Annotated in this window: 14 protein-coding genes; all 14 read left to right on the top strand. The window is 32.7% G+C overall.

What is annotated here, in order from left to right:
* The first annotated feature begins 7 nt into the window (after positions 1-7).
* The 14 genes from nhaA to PF021_RS04015 all read left to right on the top strand — a co-directional run bounded on the left by nhaA (position 8) and on the right by PF021_RS04015 (position 16869).
* The gene (nhaA, locus tag PF021_RS04080) at positions 8-1333 is read left to right on the top strand and encodes a Na+/H+ antiporter NhaA (RefSeq protein ID WP_271021146.1); all 1326 of its coding nucleotides are present in this window, start codon (positions 8-10) and stop codon (positions 1331-1333) included.
* A 123-nt stretch (positions 1334-1456) separates the two neighbouring features.
* Complete coding sequence (gene yajC / locus PF021_RS04075) at positions 1457-1726, top strand: preprotein translocase subunit YajC (RefSeq protein ID WP_271021145.1); 270 nt, start codon at positions 1457-1459, stop codon at positions 1724-1726.
* A gap of 10 nt (positions 1727-1736) precedes the next feature.
* Complete coding sequence (gene secD / locus PF021_RS04070) at positions 1737-3311, top strand: protein translocase subunit SecD (RefSeq protein WP_271021144.1); 1575 nt, start codon at positions 1737-1739, stop codon at positions 3309-3311.
* Positions 3311-4282 (top strand): protein translocase subunit SecF, encoded by a 972-nt coding sequence (gene secF / locus PF021_RS04065; RefSeq protein WP_271021143.1) that lies wholly within the window; start codon positions 3311-3313, stop codon positions 4280-4282. Before secD ends, secF begins: the two co-directional genes overlap by 1 nt.
* Entirely contained in the window at positions 4283-4624 is a 342-nt protein-coding gene (locus PF021_RS04060; RefSeq protein WP_271021142.1) for a DUF6394 family protein, read from the top strand.
* Positions 4625-4632: 8 nt separating this feature from the next.
* A complete protein-coding gene (gene leuS, locus PF021_RS04055; RefSeq protein ID WP_271021141.1) occupies positions 4633-7047 on the top strand; it encodes a leucine--tRNA ligase in 2415 nt (804 codons plus the stop codon).
* The gene (lptE, locus tag PF021_RS04050; RefSeq protein ID WP_271021140.1) at positions 7047-7541 is read left to right on the top strand and encodes an LPS assembly lipoprotein LptE; all 495 of its coding nucleotides are present in this window, start codon (positions 7047-7049) and stop codon (positions 7539-7541) included. Before leuS ends, lptE begins: the two co-directional genes overlap by 1 nt.
* Positions 7541-8743 (top strand): diguanylate cyclase domain-containing protein, encoded by a 1203-nt coding sequence (locus tag PF021_RS04045; protein ID WP_271021139.1) that lies wholly within the window; start codon positions 7541-7543, stop codon positions 8741-8743. The genes lptE and PF021_RS04045 overlap by 1 nt, the downstream gene beginning before the upstream one ends.
* 2 nt (positions 8744-8745) lie before the next feature.
* Positions 8746-9897, top strand: coding sequence for a folylpolyglutamate synthase/dihydrofolate synthase family protein (locus PF021_RS04040; protein WP_271021138.1), 1152 nt, complete (start codon positions 8746-8748; stop codon positions 9895-9897).
* Entirely contained in the window at positions 9898-10833 is a 936-nt protein-coding gene (locus PF021_RS04035; protein WP_271021137.1) for a M23 family metallopeptidase, read from the top strand.
* Positions 10752-11192 carry a bactofilin family protein gene (locus PF021_RS04030; RefSeq protein WP_271021136.1) on the top strand — a complete coding sequence of 147 codons (441 nt, stop codon included), beginning with the start codon at positions 10752-10754 and terminating at the stop codon, positions 11190-11192. Before PF021_RS04035 ends, PF021_RS04030 begins: the two co-directional genes overlap by 82 nt.
* Positions 11176-14202, top strand: a complete 3027-nt coding sequence (gene mfd, locus PF021_RS04025) for a transcription-repair coupling factor (protein ID WP_271021135.1) — start codon at positions 11176-11178, stop codon at positions 14200-14202. The genes PF021_RS04030 and mfd overlap by 17 nt, the downstream gene beginning before the upstream one ends.
* A complete protein-coding gene (locus tag PF021_RS04020; protein WP_271021134.1) occupies positions 14202-15047 on the top strand; it encodes a TIGR00282 family metallophosphoesterase in 846 nt (281 codons plus the stop codon). The genes mfd and PF021_RS04020 overlap by 1 nt, the downstream gene beginning before the upstream one ends.
* Positions 15031-16869: a menaquinone biosynthesis decarboxylase gene (locus tag PF021_RS04015; RefSeq protein WP_271021133.1), complete on the top strand. Its 1839-nt coding sequence runs from the start codon at positions 15031-15033 to the stop codon at positions 16867-16869. The genes PF021_RS04020 and PF021_RS04015 overlap by 17 nt, the downstream gene beginning before the upstream one ends.
* Positions 16870-16877: the final 8 nt, after the last annotated feature.

The following is a 16877-nucleotide window of genomic DNA, read 5'->3' as shown; positions in this document are numbered from 1 at the left end:
GTTACATATGGAAGTAGTAAATGAGAGAGGCTTCTTATCTAGCTTAAAAAAGCTAACACAAAGCGAATCTTTTGCAGGTGTGTTATTACTTTGTTGTGCTATTTTGGCAATGATAGTTGCAAACTCACCTCTTGGTGAAAGCTATGCAGCATTATGGAAGAGCAAAGTAGGTTTTGATATTAATGGTATATTTATTGGTATGAGTTTGGAACATTGGATTAACGATGTTTTGATGGCTTTTTTCTTTTTGGTTGTTGGGTTAGAGATTAAAAGAGAGGTTTTATTTGGAGAATTAGCAGGATTTAAAAGAGCAGCATTGCCAGTTATTGCGGCTTTAGGTGGTATGGTTGGTCCGGGTTTAATTTATTATGCACTAAATGCTGGAACTTCATCTGAACATGGCTTTGGGATTCCTATGGCGACTGATATTGCCTTTGCTTTGGGTGTATTATCCATACTTGGCAAGAGAGTATCAATATCAGTTAAGGTATTTTTAGTTTCTTTAGCTGTTGCTGATGACTTGGGTGCGATTATTGTTATTGCATTATTTTACTCTAGTGGTGTTTCTTTTGAGTGGCTTGGTATTGCAGCGTGTATTGTAGCAGTATTGGTTGCTTTAAATAAAATGGGAGTAAAATCATTAAAGCCATATATGTTGCTTGGTGTATTTTTGTGGATTGCAGTGCATAATAGTGGGATTCATGCGACTATTGCAGCAGTTGTTTTGGCATTTACAATTCCAGTTGCTCCTAAGATAGATACTATATCTTTTATGAATAAATTAAAGAAAATGGTTGATAAATTCCAAGATGCTCAAAATAAAAAAGATACTATCTTATTACATGGAGATCAAGTTGAAGCCTTGCACCACATAGCAGTTCATAAAACAGCAGTGCAAAATCCGCTTGTAAGATTGGAACATGCTTTAGCACCTTATTCTAGCTTTTTGATTATGCCTATTTTTGCGTTTGCTAATGCTGGCGTTACTATAGGAGATAACATAGATTTTGGTTTAGATCATGTATTTTTAGGAATCTTATGCGGACTTGTAATTGGTAAGCCAGTTGGTATTTTTCTATTTACTTTCCTAGCAGAGAAGTTGGGTATTGCAACTCGCCCAAAGGGTGTTACATGGATTGAGATATTTGGTGCTGGTGCATTAGGTGGTATAGGATTTACAATGTCAATGTTTGTTACTAATTTAGCATTCAGTGGAGAACATGCTCTAGTAGCTACAGATGTAGCAAAAATATCAATTTTAATTGCATCTTTAGTGGCTGGTGTATGTGGAACTATATTTTTTATTGTAAAAGATAAATTGTCTCACCATTAATCTGTAGGCTACCAAATGGTAGCCTGTAATTTCTTCGTTTATGTTTTAAAGCTTTAGTATCATTTAATATTTAAGCTTAAAATTGCTAGAATCCTAGGTTTATTTTATCTTAAGGGTTGATTTATGGAGAACGCTCAAAACATTTTCGCGCAACTTTTACCACTTATAGTGCTTATTGCTATTTTTTACTTTTTAATTATACGACCACAACAAAAACAAGCAAAAAATCACAGAGATATGATTGCTTCACTTGATAAAGGTGATAAGATAGTTACTTCTGGTGGATTTATTGTTGAGATTGTAAAAAGGGAAGAAGAGCATTTTATGGTGAGAATGAACGATGATACGATAGTTAAGTTATCAAAAGATTATGTTGCCAAAAAAATAAATTAATAGATTTACTATGAAAAAGTCTTTTAACACAAAATTATTTTTCTTTTTTATAGCTACTTTATTTGGTGTGCTACTATCTATTCCATCATTATTTCAGACAAATGGTCCTAAAGTGGTCTTAGGACTTGACTTGCAGGGTGGATTGAATCTTCTTTTAGGTGTAAAAACGCAAGAGGCTATAAAAAGCAGATACACAACTTTAGCTTCAGAGATTAATTATTATTCGTTAGATGAGCAGATTTTAATTGATTCACTAAAGAGCAAAGAGGATAGCATTAGTTTTTCTCTATTAGATTCAAATGAAATGCAAAAAATTGATGATTATCTAGCAAAAATACCCGGTTTAGTAGTAAATAAAAATAACTTAGACTATACAATTACGCTAAGTGAAACAGAGTTAATAAATATAGAAAATTTTGCAATAGAACAAGCTATTGGAAATATAAGAAATAGGCTTGATCAATTTGGTCTATCAGAGCCAAGTGTAACTAAGCAAGGAGTAGATTCTATTCTTGTGCAACTGCCCGGCATTAAAACACAAGAAGACGAACAAAGGGCATTGGAGCTAATTAGCAAGGGTGGTCATTTACAGATGATGGCAGTAGATGAGGCTAGAAATGCTAGGGTTAATAATATGACAGCACAAGAAGCAGAAAGCTATGGAGATGTTATTTTGCCATTTGTTAATGATAGCACGCAAAAGATTCTGCTAAAGGCTATACCTGTGCTAGATGGCTCAATGCTAACTGATGCAAGAGCTGCATATGACCAAAATGGACAACCAATTATTAATTTTACGCTAAATTCTCAAGGTGGAAAGATATTTGGTGATTTCTCTGGTAAAAATGTCGGCAATAGAATGGCTGTTGTGCTTGATGGAAAAGTGTATTCAGCACCTGTAATTAGAGAGAGAATAGGTGGTGGCAGTGGGCAAATTAGCGGTGGATTTAGCGTTCAAGAAGCAAGTGATATTGCAATTGCCCTTAGAAGTGGTGCATTACCTGCTCCTATTGTATTGCTGGAGAAAAGAAGTGTTGGTCCTAGCTTGGGTGCTGATAGCATAAAGGCATCTTTAGTAGCATTAATTAGCGGTTCTATACTTGTTATAGTTTTCATGGTTGTGTATTATGGATTAGCAGGAGTTATAGCAAATATCGCACTTGTTGTAAATATACTGCTAATTATTGCTGTTATGTCCTTATTTGGTGCTACGCTTACATTGCCGGGTATGGCTGGAATAATACTTAGTGTCGGTATGGCAGTTGATGCAAATGTTATTATTAATGAAAGAATAAGGGAAGGTTTTAGGGCAGGAGAGAGTTTTATAAAATCGCTTGAAAATGGCTATGCAAATGCTTCAAGGGCGATTTTTGATTCAAATCTTACAGGATTGATTACCGCTGTGTTGTTATATGTATATGGCACTGGTGCCATTAAAGGATTTGCTATTACTATGGCAATTGGAATTATAGCTTCTGTTATTACTGCTATTGTTGGGACGCATGGTATTTTTAGAGCATTACAGAATACTATTTTAAAATCTGGAAATTATTCTCTTTGGTTTGGATATAAAAGGAAAGTATGATGAATTTTTTTAGATATGATAAAGTTTATGATTTTGTAAAAATATCCAGCTATGCAATTGTGTTATCCGCTATCTTGTTTATTACTTCGCTTGTCCTTATGGTTAAGCCCGGCTTTTCGCTTGGGATTGACTTTGCAGGTGGAACTATAATTCAAATTCAATATGATAAACAAGCACCATTACAGCAAATAAGAGGAATCTTGGAAGATATAGAGGCTTATAAGGGTGTGCAAGTTAGTGAATTTGGAGCACCCGAAGAAGTGCTAATTAAGCTACCTACGGCTACTTCTCAAGTGGATAAAAATATAGGCGATGAGATAAGTGAAGCCCTAAAAGAAACTGGTAGCTTTACTATTAGAAGGGTTGATATAGTTGGTCCTAGAGTTGGAGATGAGCTAAAAGAAAAAGGCACTATAGCTTTGATTTTGGCATTAATTTCTATTATGGTATATGTGTCTTATAGATATGAGTGGAGATTTGCTCTAGCTGCTGTATTAGCTTTAGTGCATGATATAGTAATAGCAACTGGTGCTATTATTTTGTTTGATATTGATTTAAATTTAGATGTAATAGCTGCATTGCTCACATTAATAGGATATTCTATCAATGATACGATTATTATATTTGATAGGATTCGTGAGACTATAGGAACTAGGGTTAATAATTCTTTAAGTGATGTGATAAATGAAGCACTATCAGCAACTCTATCAAGGACAATACTTACTTCTTTAACAGTGTTCTTTGTTGTGCTTACATTGTATTTGTTTGGTGGTGAGATAATTGTTGGATTTTCTTTGCCTATGCTTGTTGGCTCTATTGTTGGTAGTTATAGCTCATTATTTGTGGCTAGCAAGCTTGTTGTGCTAATGAAATTTGATTTAAAAAAATACAATCAAAAGTTGGCAGATGCGGAGAAAAAAGCATTGGAGAAGAAAAAAATGCGAGAAATGTATGAGAGGGGTAGAATCTAAATGGATTGGGGTAAGGTTGTTTTTATATTTTTTATTTTAATGAGTTTGACTTCTACTATTGGTTTTTTGTATGACCATAATATGGTAATGCTTTTTATTGCTTGTGGTGTAAATATCATATCTACCATACTTAAAGTTGGAGTTAGAAGCTATATGTCAGCAGAGTTAATGGCAGCATCACTAGTTGCTGATTTACATCTTGTGCCAGCATTTGTTTATATACAGGCTTTTAATGATGTATCAGTTGCTGTTGCATTAGCACTTGGAGCATTAGCTGCAAATGCTGTTTCTATCTTGTTTGTGGCTATTGAGAGTGTTAAGAGTTATAATGATTTTAACTAGGATTTTATATGAAGATAAGAGACATTGAAAAAAAGTGGCAAGACTTTTGGGAAAATAGTGGAGAATATGAACCAAAAGATGATTTTTCTTTACCCAAAAAATATATATTAAGCATGTTTCCTTATCCTAGTGGAAACATTCACATGGGACATGTTAGAAATTATTGTATAAGTGATGCTTTGGCTAGATTCTATAGAAAAAAAGGCTTTAATGTCTTGCATCCTATTGGTTGGGACGCTTTTGGTATGCCTGCTGAAAATGCCGCTATAAAACATAAAACACACCCTAAAGAATGGACATATTCAAATATTGAAAATATGAAAAAGCAACTTTATTCTTTGGGATTTTCATTTTCTAAAAGCAGGGATTTAGCTACTTGCGATCCTATATATTCTAAGTGGGAACAATCATTGTTTATAGATATGTGGGAGAGAGGACTTGTATATAGGAAGAAGGGATTTTTAAATTGGTGTCCTAATGATAAAACGGTCTTAGCAAATGAGCAGGTAATTGAAGGAAAGTGCTGGAGATGTGATACACAAGTAATACAAAAAGAAATGTATCAATATTACATAAAAATTACACAATATGCAGATGAGCTATTAAAATGCCTAGACGAGCTAAAGGATAAATGGCCAAATCAAGTCTTAACAATGCAAAGAAATTGGGTAGGTAAGTCAAATGGTCTTACTTTTAGCTTCAAACTTGAGAAAGCCTGTGGTGATATTAGTGAAGTAGAGGTCTTTACAACTAGGGCTGATACTATTTTTGGGGTTAGCTATTGTGCGTTAGCGCCAGAGCATCCATTGGTTAAGAATCTTTTAGATAGCTTAGATGATGATAGAAAATCAATAATAATTAGAATGCAAAATACATCTAATAAAGATAGATCAATGCAAAAGAAAGAAGGTGTAAGCTTAGGAATAAATGTAATACATCCTCTAACAAATGAGCTAATACCTTTATATGTAGCAAACTTCGTCCTTATGGGATATGGAAGCGGTGCGGTAATGAGTGTGCCTGCACATGATGAGCGTGATTATGAGTTTGCTAAAGAGTATTCTCTTCCTATAAAGCAGGTTATAAAGTCCGATGTGCTTCCATATTGTGATGATGGGGAGCTTATTAATTCTCAAAACTATAATGGCTTAGATTCAAAGAGTGCTAGAGAAAGGATTATTCAATATTTTACGGATAATAATTTGGGAAAAGCAGTTGTAAATTATAAGTTGCGTGATTGGGGTGTGTCGCGTCAAAGATATTGGGGGACACCGATTCCTCTTATACATTGTGATACTTGTGGGATTGTGCCAGAATCTAAGGAGAATCTACCTATAAAACTACCAGAAGATGTAGTAATAGATGGCGAAGGAAATCCGCTTGATAAGCACCATAGCTTTAAGAAATGTATATGTCCAAAGTGTAAAGGAGAAGCAGTTAGAGAGACTGATACTTTAGATACATTTGTTGAATCTAGTTGGTATTTTTTAAGATATACAACTCCGCTAGATAAAAGAGATTCTATGTTGCTTCACAAAGAGAGTGAAGAATATTGGATGAATGTAGATGAGTATGTTGGTGGGATTGAGCATGCAATTTTGCATTTGCTTTATTCTAGATTCTTTACAAAGGTTCTAAGAGATATAGGTTATACAAAATCAAGTGAGCCATTTATGCATTTGCTAACCCAAGGTATGGTTACTAAAGATGGTGCTAAAATGAGTAAAAGTAAGGGCAATGTCGTAGATCCAAATGATATTATTAATGACTATGGAGCTGATAGTGCTAGATTGTTTATACTCTTTGCTGCACCTCCTATAAAAGAGCTAGAATGGAATGATAGTGCGTTAGATGGGGCTTATAGATTCATAAATAGATTGATTTCTAAAGCTAATAATATGAATTTAATAGAGCCTATAGAATCTTTGCCAAACATAGAAGTATCACTTAGTAAAAATGAAAAATATGCTAGAAAAAAGGTATATGAAGCATTAAAGAAAAGCAATGAGGTTTTCTCATCTAGTGAATATCCATTTAATACTCTTATTGCTGCTACAATGGAAGCATTAAATGCTTTAAGTGAGCAAGACAATGTAGATATTTGGCGCGAGGGTTATTTTATATTATTAAATATTTTAGAGCCGATAATACCGCATATCTGTTGGGAACTAAGCGATAAATGTTTCAAAAGAGCCAACTTCTGTGATATACCAGTAAAGCAAGAGGCTTTAAAAGAGGATAGCATAATGTTAGCAGTAACTATAAATGGTAAAAGGCGTGGCGAGATTGAAGTAGAGCTTGGAATCTCAAATGAAGAAATACTTATAAAAGCAAAAGAATCTGTTGCAAAATGGTTGGAAGACAAAGAGATTTTAAAGGAAATTGTTGTTCCAAATAAGCTTGTAAATTTGGTGGTTAAATAATGAGATATGTTTTTTTATCAATAGCTTTATTTTTGGTTGGTTGTGGTTATAAGCCCATGTCTCATCATGTAAGAGAGAATCTAGGTAATAGCGTGTTTATAGAAGTAAAGATAGACACTAGAGATCCTCAAAATAGTGTTATTTTAAAAGATGAAATGTCTAAGATGATATTTGAAAAATTTCACCTAGATATAGCAGATAAGAATGAAGCTGATAATATAATTGAAGCTGAGATTAAAGATATTACATTTTCATCTTTGGCGGAGAATACTTCGGGGTTTGCGACATTTTATAGATGTGAAGTTGTAGTTGAGTTTAAATACTCTACAAAAGATAATCAAAAAACTAGAATCTTTACAAAAAGAGGTGGATACAATTTATCTTTAGGAGATAGCTCAATAATTACAGATTCTATTAGAATGGAAGCTATAAACAAGGCAGCCCTAAAGGCACTAGAAGGATTTATATCACAAGTGGGGATTGAGTTAAGATAATGCAAAATATACAATTAATAGCTAGAGAAGCTTTAAAATTATTAGTGGCAAACAAAAAAGAGCCTACACCAGAGGCATATAAAGAGGCATTTTATGCACAAGCTAGAAAGTTAGATCCAAACTTTGTAGAGGATAGCAGTAGTTTGGATTTACCAAAATTACTATCAATGATTGAAACTGATGTAAAAGAGGAGTTTAATAGAAGCTTTAAAGATAAAGATGAACTATCAATCTATCTTATAAAATCATTAAATAGAGTTTTTGTATATAAGAAAAATTTTAATTTGCAACTAGATTTTGCTAAGTTTTTTTTGCGTATTTTATGCACACACCCAGATAAGGAAGTAAGCACATTAGCAAAGGGGCATTTATTAGATATAGATAAGTTGAATTTTAACTCTATGAATGTGTGGAGAGAAAAATGGCTAGAACAAATAAAGAAGATATCCGAGTTTGAGTTTTTGGATTTAGTTGTTGGCTTAGAGGCTATTGTAGCGTTTGAGGTGGATAATGATGATTTTAAAATATATCAAAATGAAGTAGCAAAATATCTAAGAGATAATAAACCATCAAAAAGTAAGCAATTAGAGTTATTTAGAAAACTAGAAATGACTTTAAAATTAATGTCAAGTAGGCAACCTCAAGTTCAAAGTGAGCCAACTATTAAACAACAAGCACCTATCCCAAAAAAAGTACCTCTAAAATACGCAAATAGTTTAACTTTGCCTATTGATTCTACTACTACACTTATGGATAAAAGTGGTATGGGAGATGTGTTGCATTTTGCAGAGAGTGAATTTAGCAAGAATAATATTGATTATGCTGTAATTGTCTTTGGGATCGCATCTTATAGTAGTGTCATATCAGAGTATGGACAAGAAGCCGGCAAGAGAGTTTTATCTACGCTTGGGAGATTGCTTAAACAATATAGTAATGATAGAGATTTAATTGCATATAACGGAAATGATGAGTTTATCGCTTGTTTGCTTGATAGGAGCGATAAAGAGGCATTAGAGTTTATAAAAATGCTAGATGAAGTTGTAGAAAAAAGTGTGTTTATATATCAACAAACAAGAATAAATATAAATCTAACCGCACAATTATCAAGTCGTGCAAATGAGACTAGTTTAGATTTTATGACTAAAAAGTTATTAGATGAGTTTAATAAACACAAAGAATCTCAAGGAATTATTAAAGCTTAGAGATGAATTTGCTTAATTATTTAGCTAAAAAAGAAGAAGAATATAGGGACTTTGATCCTCTAAGGGCTCCATATATTTTCTCTAAACTAGCTAAAGATTCTAAGAATCTAAGTAATCCAAAATGTAAAATCATACAAATACTTGGCACTAATGGTAAGGGAAGCACGGGGAGATTTTTAGCCCTTATGCTTAGGGCTTTTGGATTTAGTGTTGGTCATTTTACTTCACCTCATTTACTAAGTGTATGTGAGAGATTCTGGCTAAATGGCGAGAATCTTAAGCTTAATGTATTAGATGAAGCATTAAATAAATTTGATTTTGAAGTCTTAGAGGAAGCTAGCTATTTTGAGATTCTGACATTTTTGTCTTTAGAGGTCTTTTCTTCTTGTGATTACTTTATATGTGAGGCTGGGCTTGGAGGAGAGTATGATTCAACTGCTACATGCTTTAAAAGCTATATGAAAGTTTTTACAAAAATTGATTTTGACCATCAAGATAGGTTAGGAAATAGTATAAGAGAAATAGCAACAACAAAGCTAAATGCCATAAGTGTAGAAAATAAATGTGTGTTTGTAGGGATACAAGAACATAATGAAGTCTATAACATAGCTACAAATATAGCAACTCTAAAAAATGTGAAACTTAAAACAATAAAGACAATTCCGCAATATATTAAAGATTATTGCAAGTTAAATAATTATCCACCTTATCAATATGAAAATTTAACTCTAGCAAGTGCTGTGTTGTGCGAACTTGGGATTGACAAAGAGAGTTTGTATAAGATTCCAAAGCTAGATTTGTTAGGTAGAATGCAAAAACTAAGAGATAATGTTTATCTTGATGTAGCACATAATGTAAGTGGTGCTAAGGAAATATTGGAAGTTTTTAGAAATTCTAAAATTATTTTGGTTTATAATTCATACTTTGATAAAAATCCATTTGAGATTTTAAAAATATTGCGTCCAATAATAGAGAGAGTAGAGATTTTTGAAGTGAAAGACAACCAAAGAATTATTACTAAAGATAGCCTTTGTGAAATTTTAGATTCATTGCATATAAAATATTGTGATTTTGAATCCATAAATAGCAATCATACTTATTTGGTATGTGGGTCATTTAGTGTAGTTGGCGAGTTTTTGAGTATGGGGTTTTAAATGGTTAAGAATCGCTTTGTTATCACAATTACTGATATTAATGGTTCTAAGCAATACAATATTCATCAATATATGAAGCAAATTGTGCTTTATATTATATTATTAATTATTGCTATATTTTTGTTTAGCTTTGTTTCAATTAGGCTATTGTTAAATGAAGTTAAAGAAATAGAAAATAAACGCGATTTAATGCAACAAGAATATCTAAAAATAAATGATAAAAACGAAAAACTCCAAGCACTAATTGAAGAAAAAACTGATGAGTTAGTAAAAGTATCTGATAGGATAGAGGATTTAGAAGGCATAGTTGGGCTCAGTAATGAAACTAGAGATGTGTCTGATTTGAGTTTAATTGAGAGGGTTGATTTAGCTAGTATTACAGGGGCACAAAAGGCGTTTGTAATGCAATTAATCCCAAATGGTGTTCCAATACGGAGTGAATATAGAACGACCGCTAAGTGGGGAAGTAGAGTGCATCCTATATTAAAGAGGGTTCATTCTCATACAGGTATTGACTATGGAGTTCCTATTGGAACACCAGTATATGCTCCTGCTGATGGCGTAGCTGACTTTACAGGCAATGGATATAATGGCGGATATGGAATTATGGTAAAATTGGAGCACTCTTTTGGATTTAAGACTTTTTATGCACATTTAAATAAAATTGTAGTCAAAAAAGGTGAGTTTGTAAGGAGGGGACAACTTATAGCATATACTGGAAATACAGGTAGGAGTACCGGACCTCATTTGCATTATGAAATTAGGCATTTGGGGAGGGATTTAGACCCAGAGCCATTTACGGAATGGACTATGAAGAACTATACTCAAATTTTTGAAAAGGAGGCAAGTATAAAATGGCAATCTTTGCTAACAATGATAAACAAGTTATCGGAAATTCGGGAAACACCAGCATTATCGCTCAAGGCACAAGAATAAAGGGTGATATAATTAGTGAGTGTAATTTACATATTGATGGCACATTAGAGGGCAATATAATTGCTAAAAATAATGTGGTAATAGGTAGAAATGGTAATGTAAATGGAAGTATAAATACTGAACATTTAGTTGTTAGTGGTAAGTTGCTCGGAAATTGTGATTGTAATATTGTAGAGATTTTACCTCAAGGTAGAATCGATGGCGAGATTGCCGCAAGAGAGCTTATTATAGAGAAGTCAGCAGAGTTTGTTGGTCAAAGTTTGGTGCATAAAGGCAATGAGTATCAAAGTGCTTATGATAGTAGCTCACAAGGAACTATACCGCTTATAAGCAAAAAAGACGATGCTAAATCAGAGTAGTATTTATGATGTATTAAGCAACATAGATAATTTTGATAAAAAATATAGTAATGGGCTTGTTGTTCTAACTTGCGATAAATATGAAGCACAAAAATTAAGTGATGTAGCTACATTTCTTGGTTTTAGTGCTTTTGTTCTACCTGATTTTAGGGTTGTCTTTGGCGAGGATCTTAGAGCTTATAAAGATGAGTTAAGTGAGATATTATCCACGCTAAAGAGATTCTATAATGCTAAAAGTAAAAAGATTTTATTCTCTCCACTTCAAAGTTTATTGTGTAATTATCCAAAAAAAGAATTGCTTGATGGTTTTTTTATACAAGTTGGGGATATTTTAGATTTAAGTGATTTAAAAAATAAACTTTTTTTGTTTGGTTATGAGTTTGTTGATTTGGTTGAAGTTGATAAAGAAGTGTCAGTTAGAGGGGATATTATAGATATTTTCTTGCCAAATTATGAGAATCCTTTAAGGATTAGCCTATTTGACAATGAAGTTGAAAGTCTAAAATTCTTTGATGTTAATTCTCAAATGTCAATTGGACAAGAGGTTAAAAACATAGAAATATCTCCTGCATTTTTTAACCTTACAACAGAAATTTATGAAGAATTAATAGAAGCAATTTCAAGCAAAATAAAAACTGATAGTATTTTTAGTAATAATGATTTAATTGCCTCATATGGACTTTGGTATTTAAAAGATTCTATTAATATTATTAATTCTTATCCTTTTATTCTTGGCTCTGAAGTTAAAGTTTTAGCTAAGGAATTGCATGAATTTAGTGATCAAAATAACGCAGTCTTAGATAATGTTTTAGCAAGTTGTGAGCTTTTAGATTCGCAAAATTATGAGGACTTTGAATATTCATTTAATAATGTTTTACAATTTTTAGAATTTCACAAAAACAAAAAAATAACAATCATCGCAAAAACAGAAGCGCAAGTGAGACAAACTGGAATCTCTTTGCAGGAAAATTATGATTTCATCTTAGATTCTGAGCTTGGAATTTGGATTTTAGGTAAAGATGAAGTTATTTTATCGCTAAATTCAACTACAAAGCAAAAGAAAAAAAGACAAAGCAAGATTCTCCTAGATGAGCTAAAAAGCGGTGATTATGTAGTGCATATTGATTATGGAGTAGCTATTTTTAGCGGTCTTGTATGTGCGAATATCTTTGGTGCTAAGAGGGACTTTATAGAGCTTAGATATCAAGGTGAAGATAAACTACTTTTACCGGTTGAGAATCTTGATAGGATTGATAGATATATTTCAGATGGTGGGATTCCGATTTTAGATAGGCTTGGCAAAGGTTCATTTGCAAAGCTTAAAGAAAAGGTAAAAGAAAAGCTATTTTTAATAGCCAATGAAATTATCTCGCTTGCTGCAAAAAGAGAGTTAATAGATGGTATTAAAATAGATACAAATAAAGAAGAGATTCTTATCTTTCAAAGTAAGAGTGGCTTTGTCTATACTGATGATCAAAGCAATGCAATAAAAGAAATCTTTAATGATATTTCAAGTGCTAGGGTCATGGATAGGCTCCTTAGTGGAGATGTTGGGTTTGGTAAGACTGAAGTTGCTATGAACGCTATGTTTGCAACATATCTAAGTGGTTATCAATCAGCCATTATTGCACCAACAACACTTCTTGCATATCAGCATTTTAATACTATTGCAGATAGATTTAGAGAGTTTGGAATTAGAGTTGCTAGGCTTGATAGATATGTAAGCACAAAGAAAAAAAAGACAACTTTAGAAGGCTTAGCCAATGGTAGTATAGATGTAGTAGTTGGCACTCATGCTATATTTTCTGCTAGTTTTAAGAATCTTGCTTTAATAGTTGTTGATGAAGAACATAAATTTGGCGTAAAGCAAAAAGAAAAAATAAAAGAAATAAGCAAAGATACGCATCTGCTAACAATGTCAGCAACTCCTATACCTAGAACTCTAAATATGGCATTATCAAAAATAAAATCTCTAAGTGAGCTAAAAATCTCTCCAAAAGATAGGCTTCCGATTCGAACATTTATAAAAGAGTATTCTAGTGCCCTTTTAAAAGAGGTACTTTTTAGAGAGTTTAGGCGTAATGGGCAGGTGTTTTATATTCATAATAATATCTCTTCAATAGAAAATAAAAAAGAAGAAATACTGCAAATTGTGCCAAATGCAAAAATAGCAATTTTGCATTCTCAAATTTCTGCAAATGATAGTGAAAATATAATCATGGATTTTGCAAATGGTAAATATCAAATTTTGCTTTGCACTTCAATAGTTGAATCTGGGATTCATTTGCCAAATACAAATACTATTATAGTAGATAGGAGTGATTGTTTTGGGATTGCTGATTTACATCAACTAAGGGGTAGAGTTGGGAGAGGCAATAAAGAAGGGTTTTGTTATTTTTTAGTAGAGGATTTTACAAAAATTACACAAGAGGCACAAAAGAGACTTTTTGCTTTAGAGAGGAATTCTTACCTTGGAAGTGGTGGGGCATTAGCATATCATGATTTAGAAATAAGAGGAGGGGGGAATCTCCTAGGCGAAGCACAAAGTGGACATATTAAAAATATAGGTTATTCCTTATATCTAAGAATGTTAGAAGAAGCAATATACACTCTAAGCGGTAATGTTAAGGAAGAAAAAGCAAATGTAGATGTAAAGTTATCTGTAACTGCATTTTTGAATGCTGAACTAATAGATACAGAGAGGATAAGGCTTGAAATATATAGGAGGCTATCTAGATGTGAAGAAATAGATGAAGTATATTTAATTGAGAGAGAAATTGAAGAAAGATTTGGTAAGTTAGATATTTATACAAGGCAGTTTATAGAACTAATTTTAATTAAAATAGAAGCAAGGAATCATGGAATTAGTAGTATATTAAACTATGGTCAAAATATAACTTTTGTTAAAAATAATGGAAATAAAGAAAGTATCAGTGCAAATAGCAAAGATGAAGATGATATTTTAAAATGTGTATTTGATTATTTTAAAAATTTAAAAAAGGCTAAATAGTGAGATTTGGATTTATAGGTGATATTGTTGGTAAGATAGGCAGGAATCTTATTAAGGAGTATTTACAAGAAGCAAGAGAGATTCATAAACTAGACTTTGTAATTGCAAATGGAGAAAATGCAAGTCATGGTTTTGGGCTTGGTGTGAATGCGTATTTAGAACTTAGCGGATATGGGATTGATATATTTACAAGCGGGAATCATATATGGGATAAAAGGGACATTGTATCAATATTGCAAAAAGAAGATTCAAATGTATTACGTCCTCATAACTATCCACAGGGTGTTGTAGGTAGTGGAATCTTTAGAGGTGAGATACAAAACACTAAAGAGAAATATGCTGTGCTGAATATAATGGGTAATTTTTCTATGCCACAATGTGATAATGCCTTTATTTGTGCTAGAGATTCTGTAGAGAGTTTGAGGAATGAGGGTATTAGAAATATAATTCTTGACTTTCACGCTGAAGCTAGTAGCGAAAAGAGGGCTATGTTTATGATGCTAAAGGGTAAGGTCGGTGCTATTTTTGGGACACATACTCATATAGGAAGCGATGATTTGGAGATATTCTCTGGGACATTTGGTGTTAGTGATGTTGGGCTTAGTGGGGCTAGAGAGAGTGTTATTGGAATGAGAGAAAATGAGAGTATTGAGAGATTTCTAACAGGGATTCCAAATAGATTTGTAGTGCCAGAAGAAAAAGGGATTCCTAGTATTTTTCAGATGATAGTATGTGAGTTAGAAGATGGAATATGCAAAGAAGCATATAAGCTAAAAGCCGTTGATGGCGGAAAGATAGAAAGAACAATTAACGCTTTAGGGAGAAGATGTGAGAGAAATAGTTGATTTACTAAAAGCAAATAATGAAATAAAAATAATAAACAAACCACTTGATGTAAATTTAGAGATTCCGCATTTGGCGTATTTAGAAGTTAAGAAAAAAGATTCTAAGGCTTTATTATTTACAAAGCCAATAAATAAAGAAAAAGGCATAGAGTATGATGTGCCAGTATTAATGAATCTCTTTGGATCTTTTAGTAGGGTTAAATTGCTAATTGGTGATGTAGAGCATATATCAAAAGATATTGCATTTTTATTAAAGTTAAAACCGCCAAAAAATTTCACTGAAGCATTATATATGCTACCAAAATTATTAAAGCTTAGATTCCTGTCTCCTAAAAATGTCAAACATGGTCTATCGCAAGAGATAGTAAAGCTAGGTGATGAAGTAAATTTAGATGAGATTCCTATTTTAAAGACATGGGAGCATGATGGTGGAGCGTTTATCACTATGGGGCAGTGCTATACACAAAGCTTAGATGGCAAGGTTAAGAATCTTGGTATGTATAGATTGCAAGTGTATGATAGGAATCATTTAGGACTTCATTGGCAGATACATAAAGATTCAGTAGAAATATTAGAAGAATACAAAAAAGCAGGACAAAAAATGCCTGTAAGTATAGCAATAGGAGGGGATGCACTATATACTTGGTGTGCTACTGCACCGCTTCCTTATGGAATCTTTGAGCTTATGTTGTATGGATTCATAAAAGGTCGTAAGGTAAAAATGCTAAAGTGTATTACAAATGACATTAGTGTGCCTTATGATTGTGATTATGTTATTGAAGGATTCGTAGAGCCAGAGCTTAGAGATGAGGGTAGATTTGGTGATCATACTGGATTTTATACTCCTATTGAACCATATCCTGTGCTTAAAGTTAGTGCAATTACAAGAAAGAAAAATCCAATATATCTAGCAAGTGTAGTAGGTAAGCCACCACTAGAAGATAAGTATCTTGGCTATCCAACTGAAAGAATCTTCTTGCCACTTTTACAAACAACTACTCCTAATTTAATTGATTATTATATGCCTGAAAATGGAGTTTTTCATAATTTGATACTTGCAAAGATAAAGGCTAGATTCCCAAGTGCTGCAAAGCAGAGTATGCATAGTTTTTGGGGGGTTGGTCAGATGAGCTTTGTAAAACATGCAATTTTTGTAGGCGAAGATGCTCCGGCTTTAGATTCTAAAAGTATAGCACCTTATATTTTGGATAGATTTAGTGTGGATAATTGCCTCTTTAGCGAGGGTGTATGTGATGCATTAGACCATGCTTCTCCAAGCTTTGCTGAAGGTGGTAAATTGGGAATTGATTGCACTAAGGTTTCTATGTTAGATAGTGTAGAGATATTATTAGATGATAAATTAAAAGAAAAGCTAGAGAATGTCTTTAATGGCGTCTCTTTAGTTAAGCAACACTATTGCGAGAGTAAAAATCCAATTACATTGCTTGGAGTTGATAAGAAAAGTTGCATTTGGGATTCTTTTAGAGAAGATGAGATTGTAAAACTATCTAAGAGCTTAAGAATCTTAGTTGTGCTTGATGTATCGCAGAATGACTTTGATAATTTGTATATGATTTTATGGAGGGTTGTTAATAATATAGATAGCAAAAGAGATATTAAAATCATAGGTAATATAATAATAATTGATGCAACAAATAAGAATATAAGTGATGGATATACAAGAGAGTGGCCTATGGAGACTAATTGCAACAAAGAAGTGCTAGATAGGTTAGAGAAAATGGGATTGCTTGATGATATAGAGGATTTGCGAGAATTTTATAGAAAGTTTCATATAGATAAGTCTTACTACACAAAGACTTAACACATTTT

Origin of the sequence: Helicobacter ibis, from assembly GCF_027859255.1 — a bacterium.
Taxonomy (GTDB): Bacteria; Campylobacterota; Campylobacteria; order Campylobacterales; family Helicobacteraceae; genus Helicobacter_D; species Helicobacter_D ibis.
This window is presented reverse-complemented; position numbering and strand designations above follow the sequence as displayed.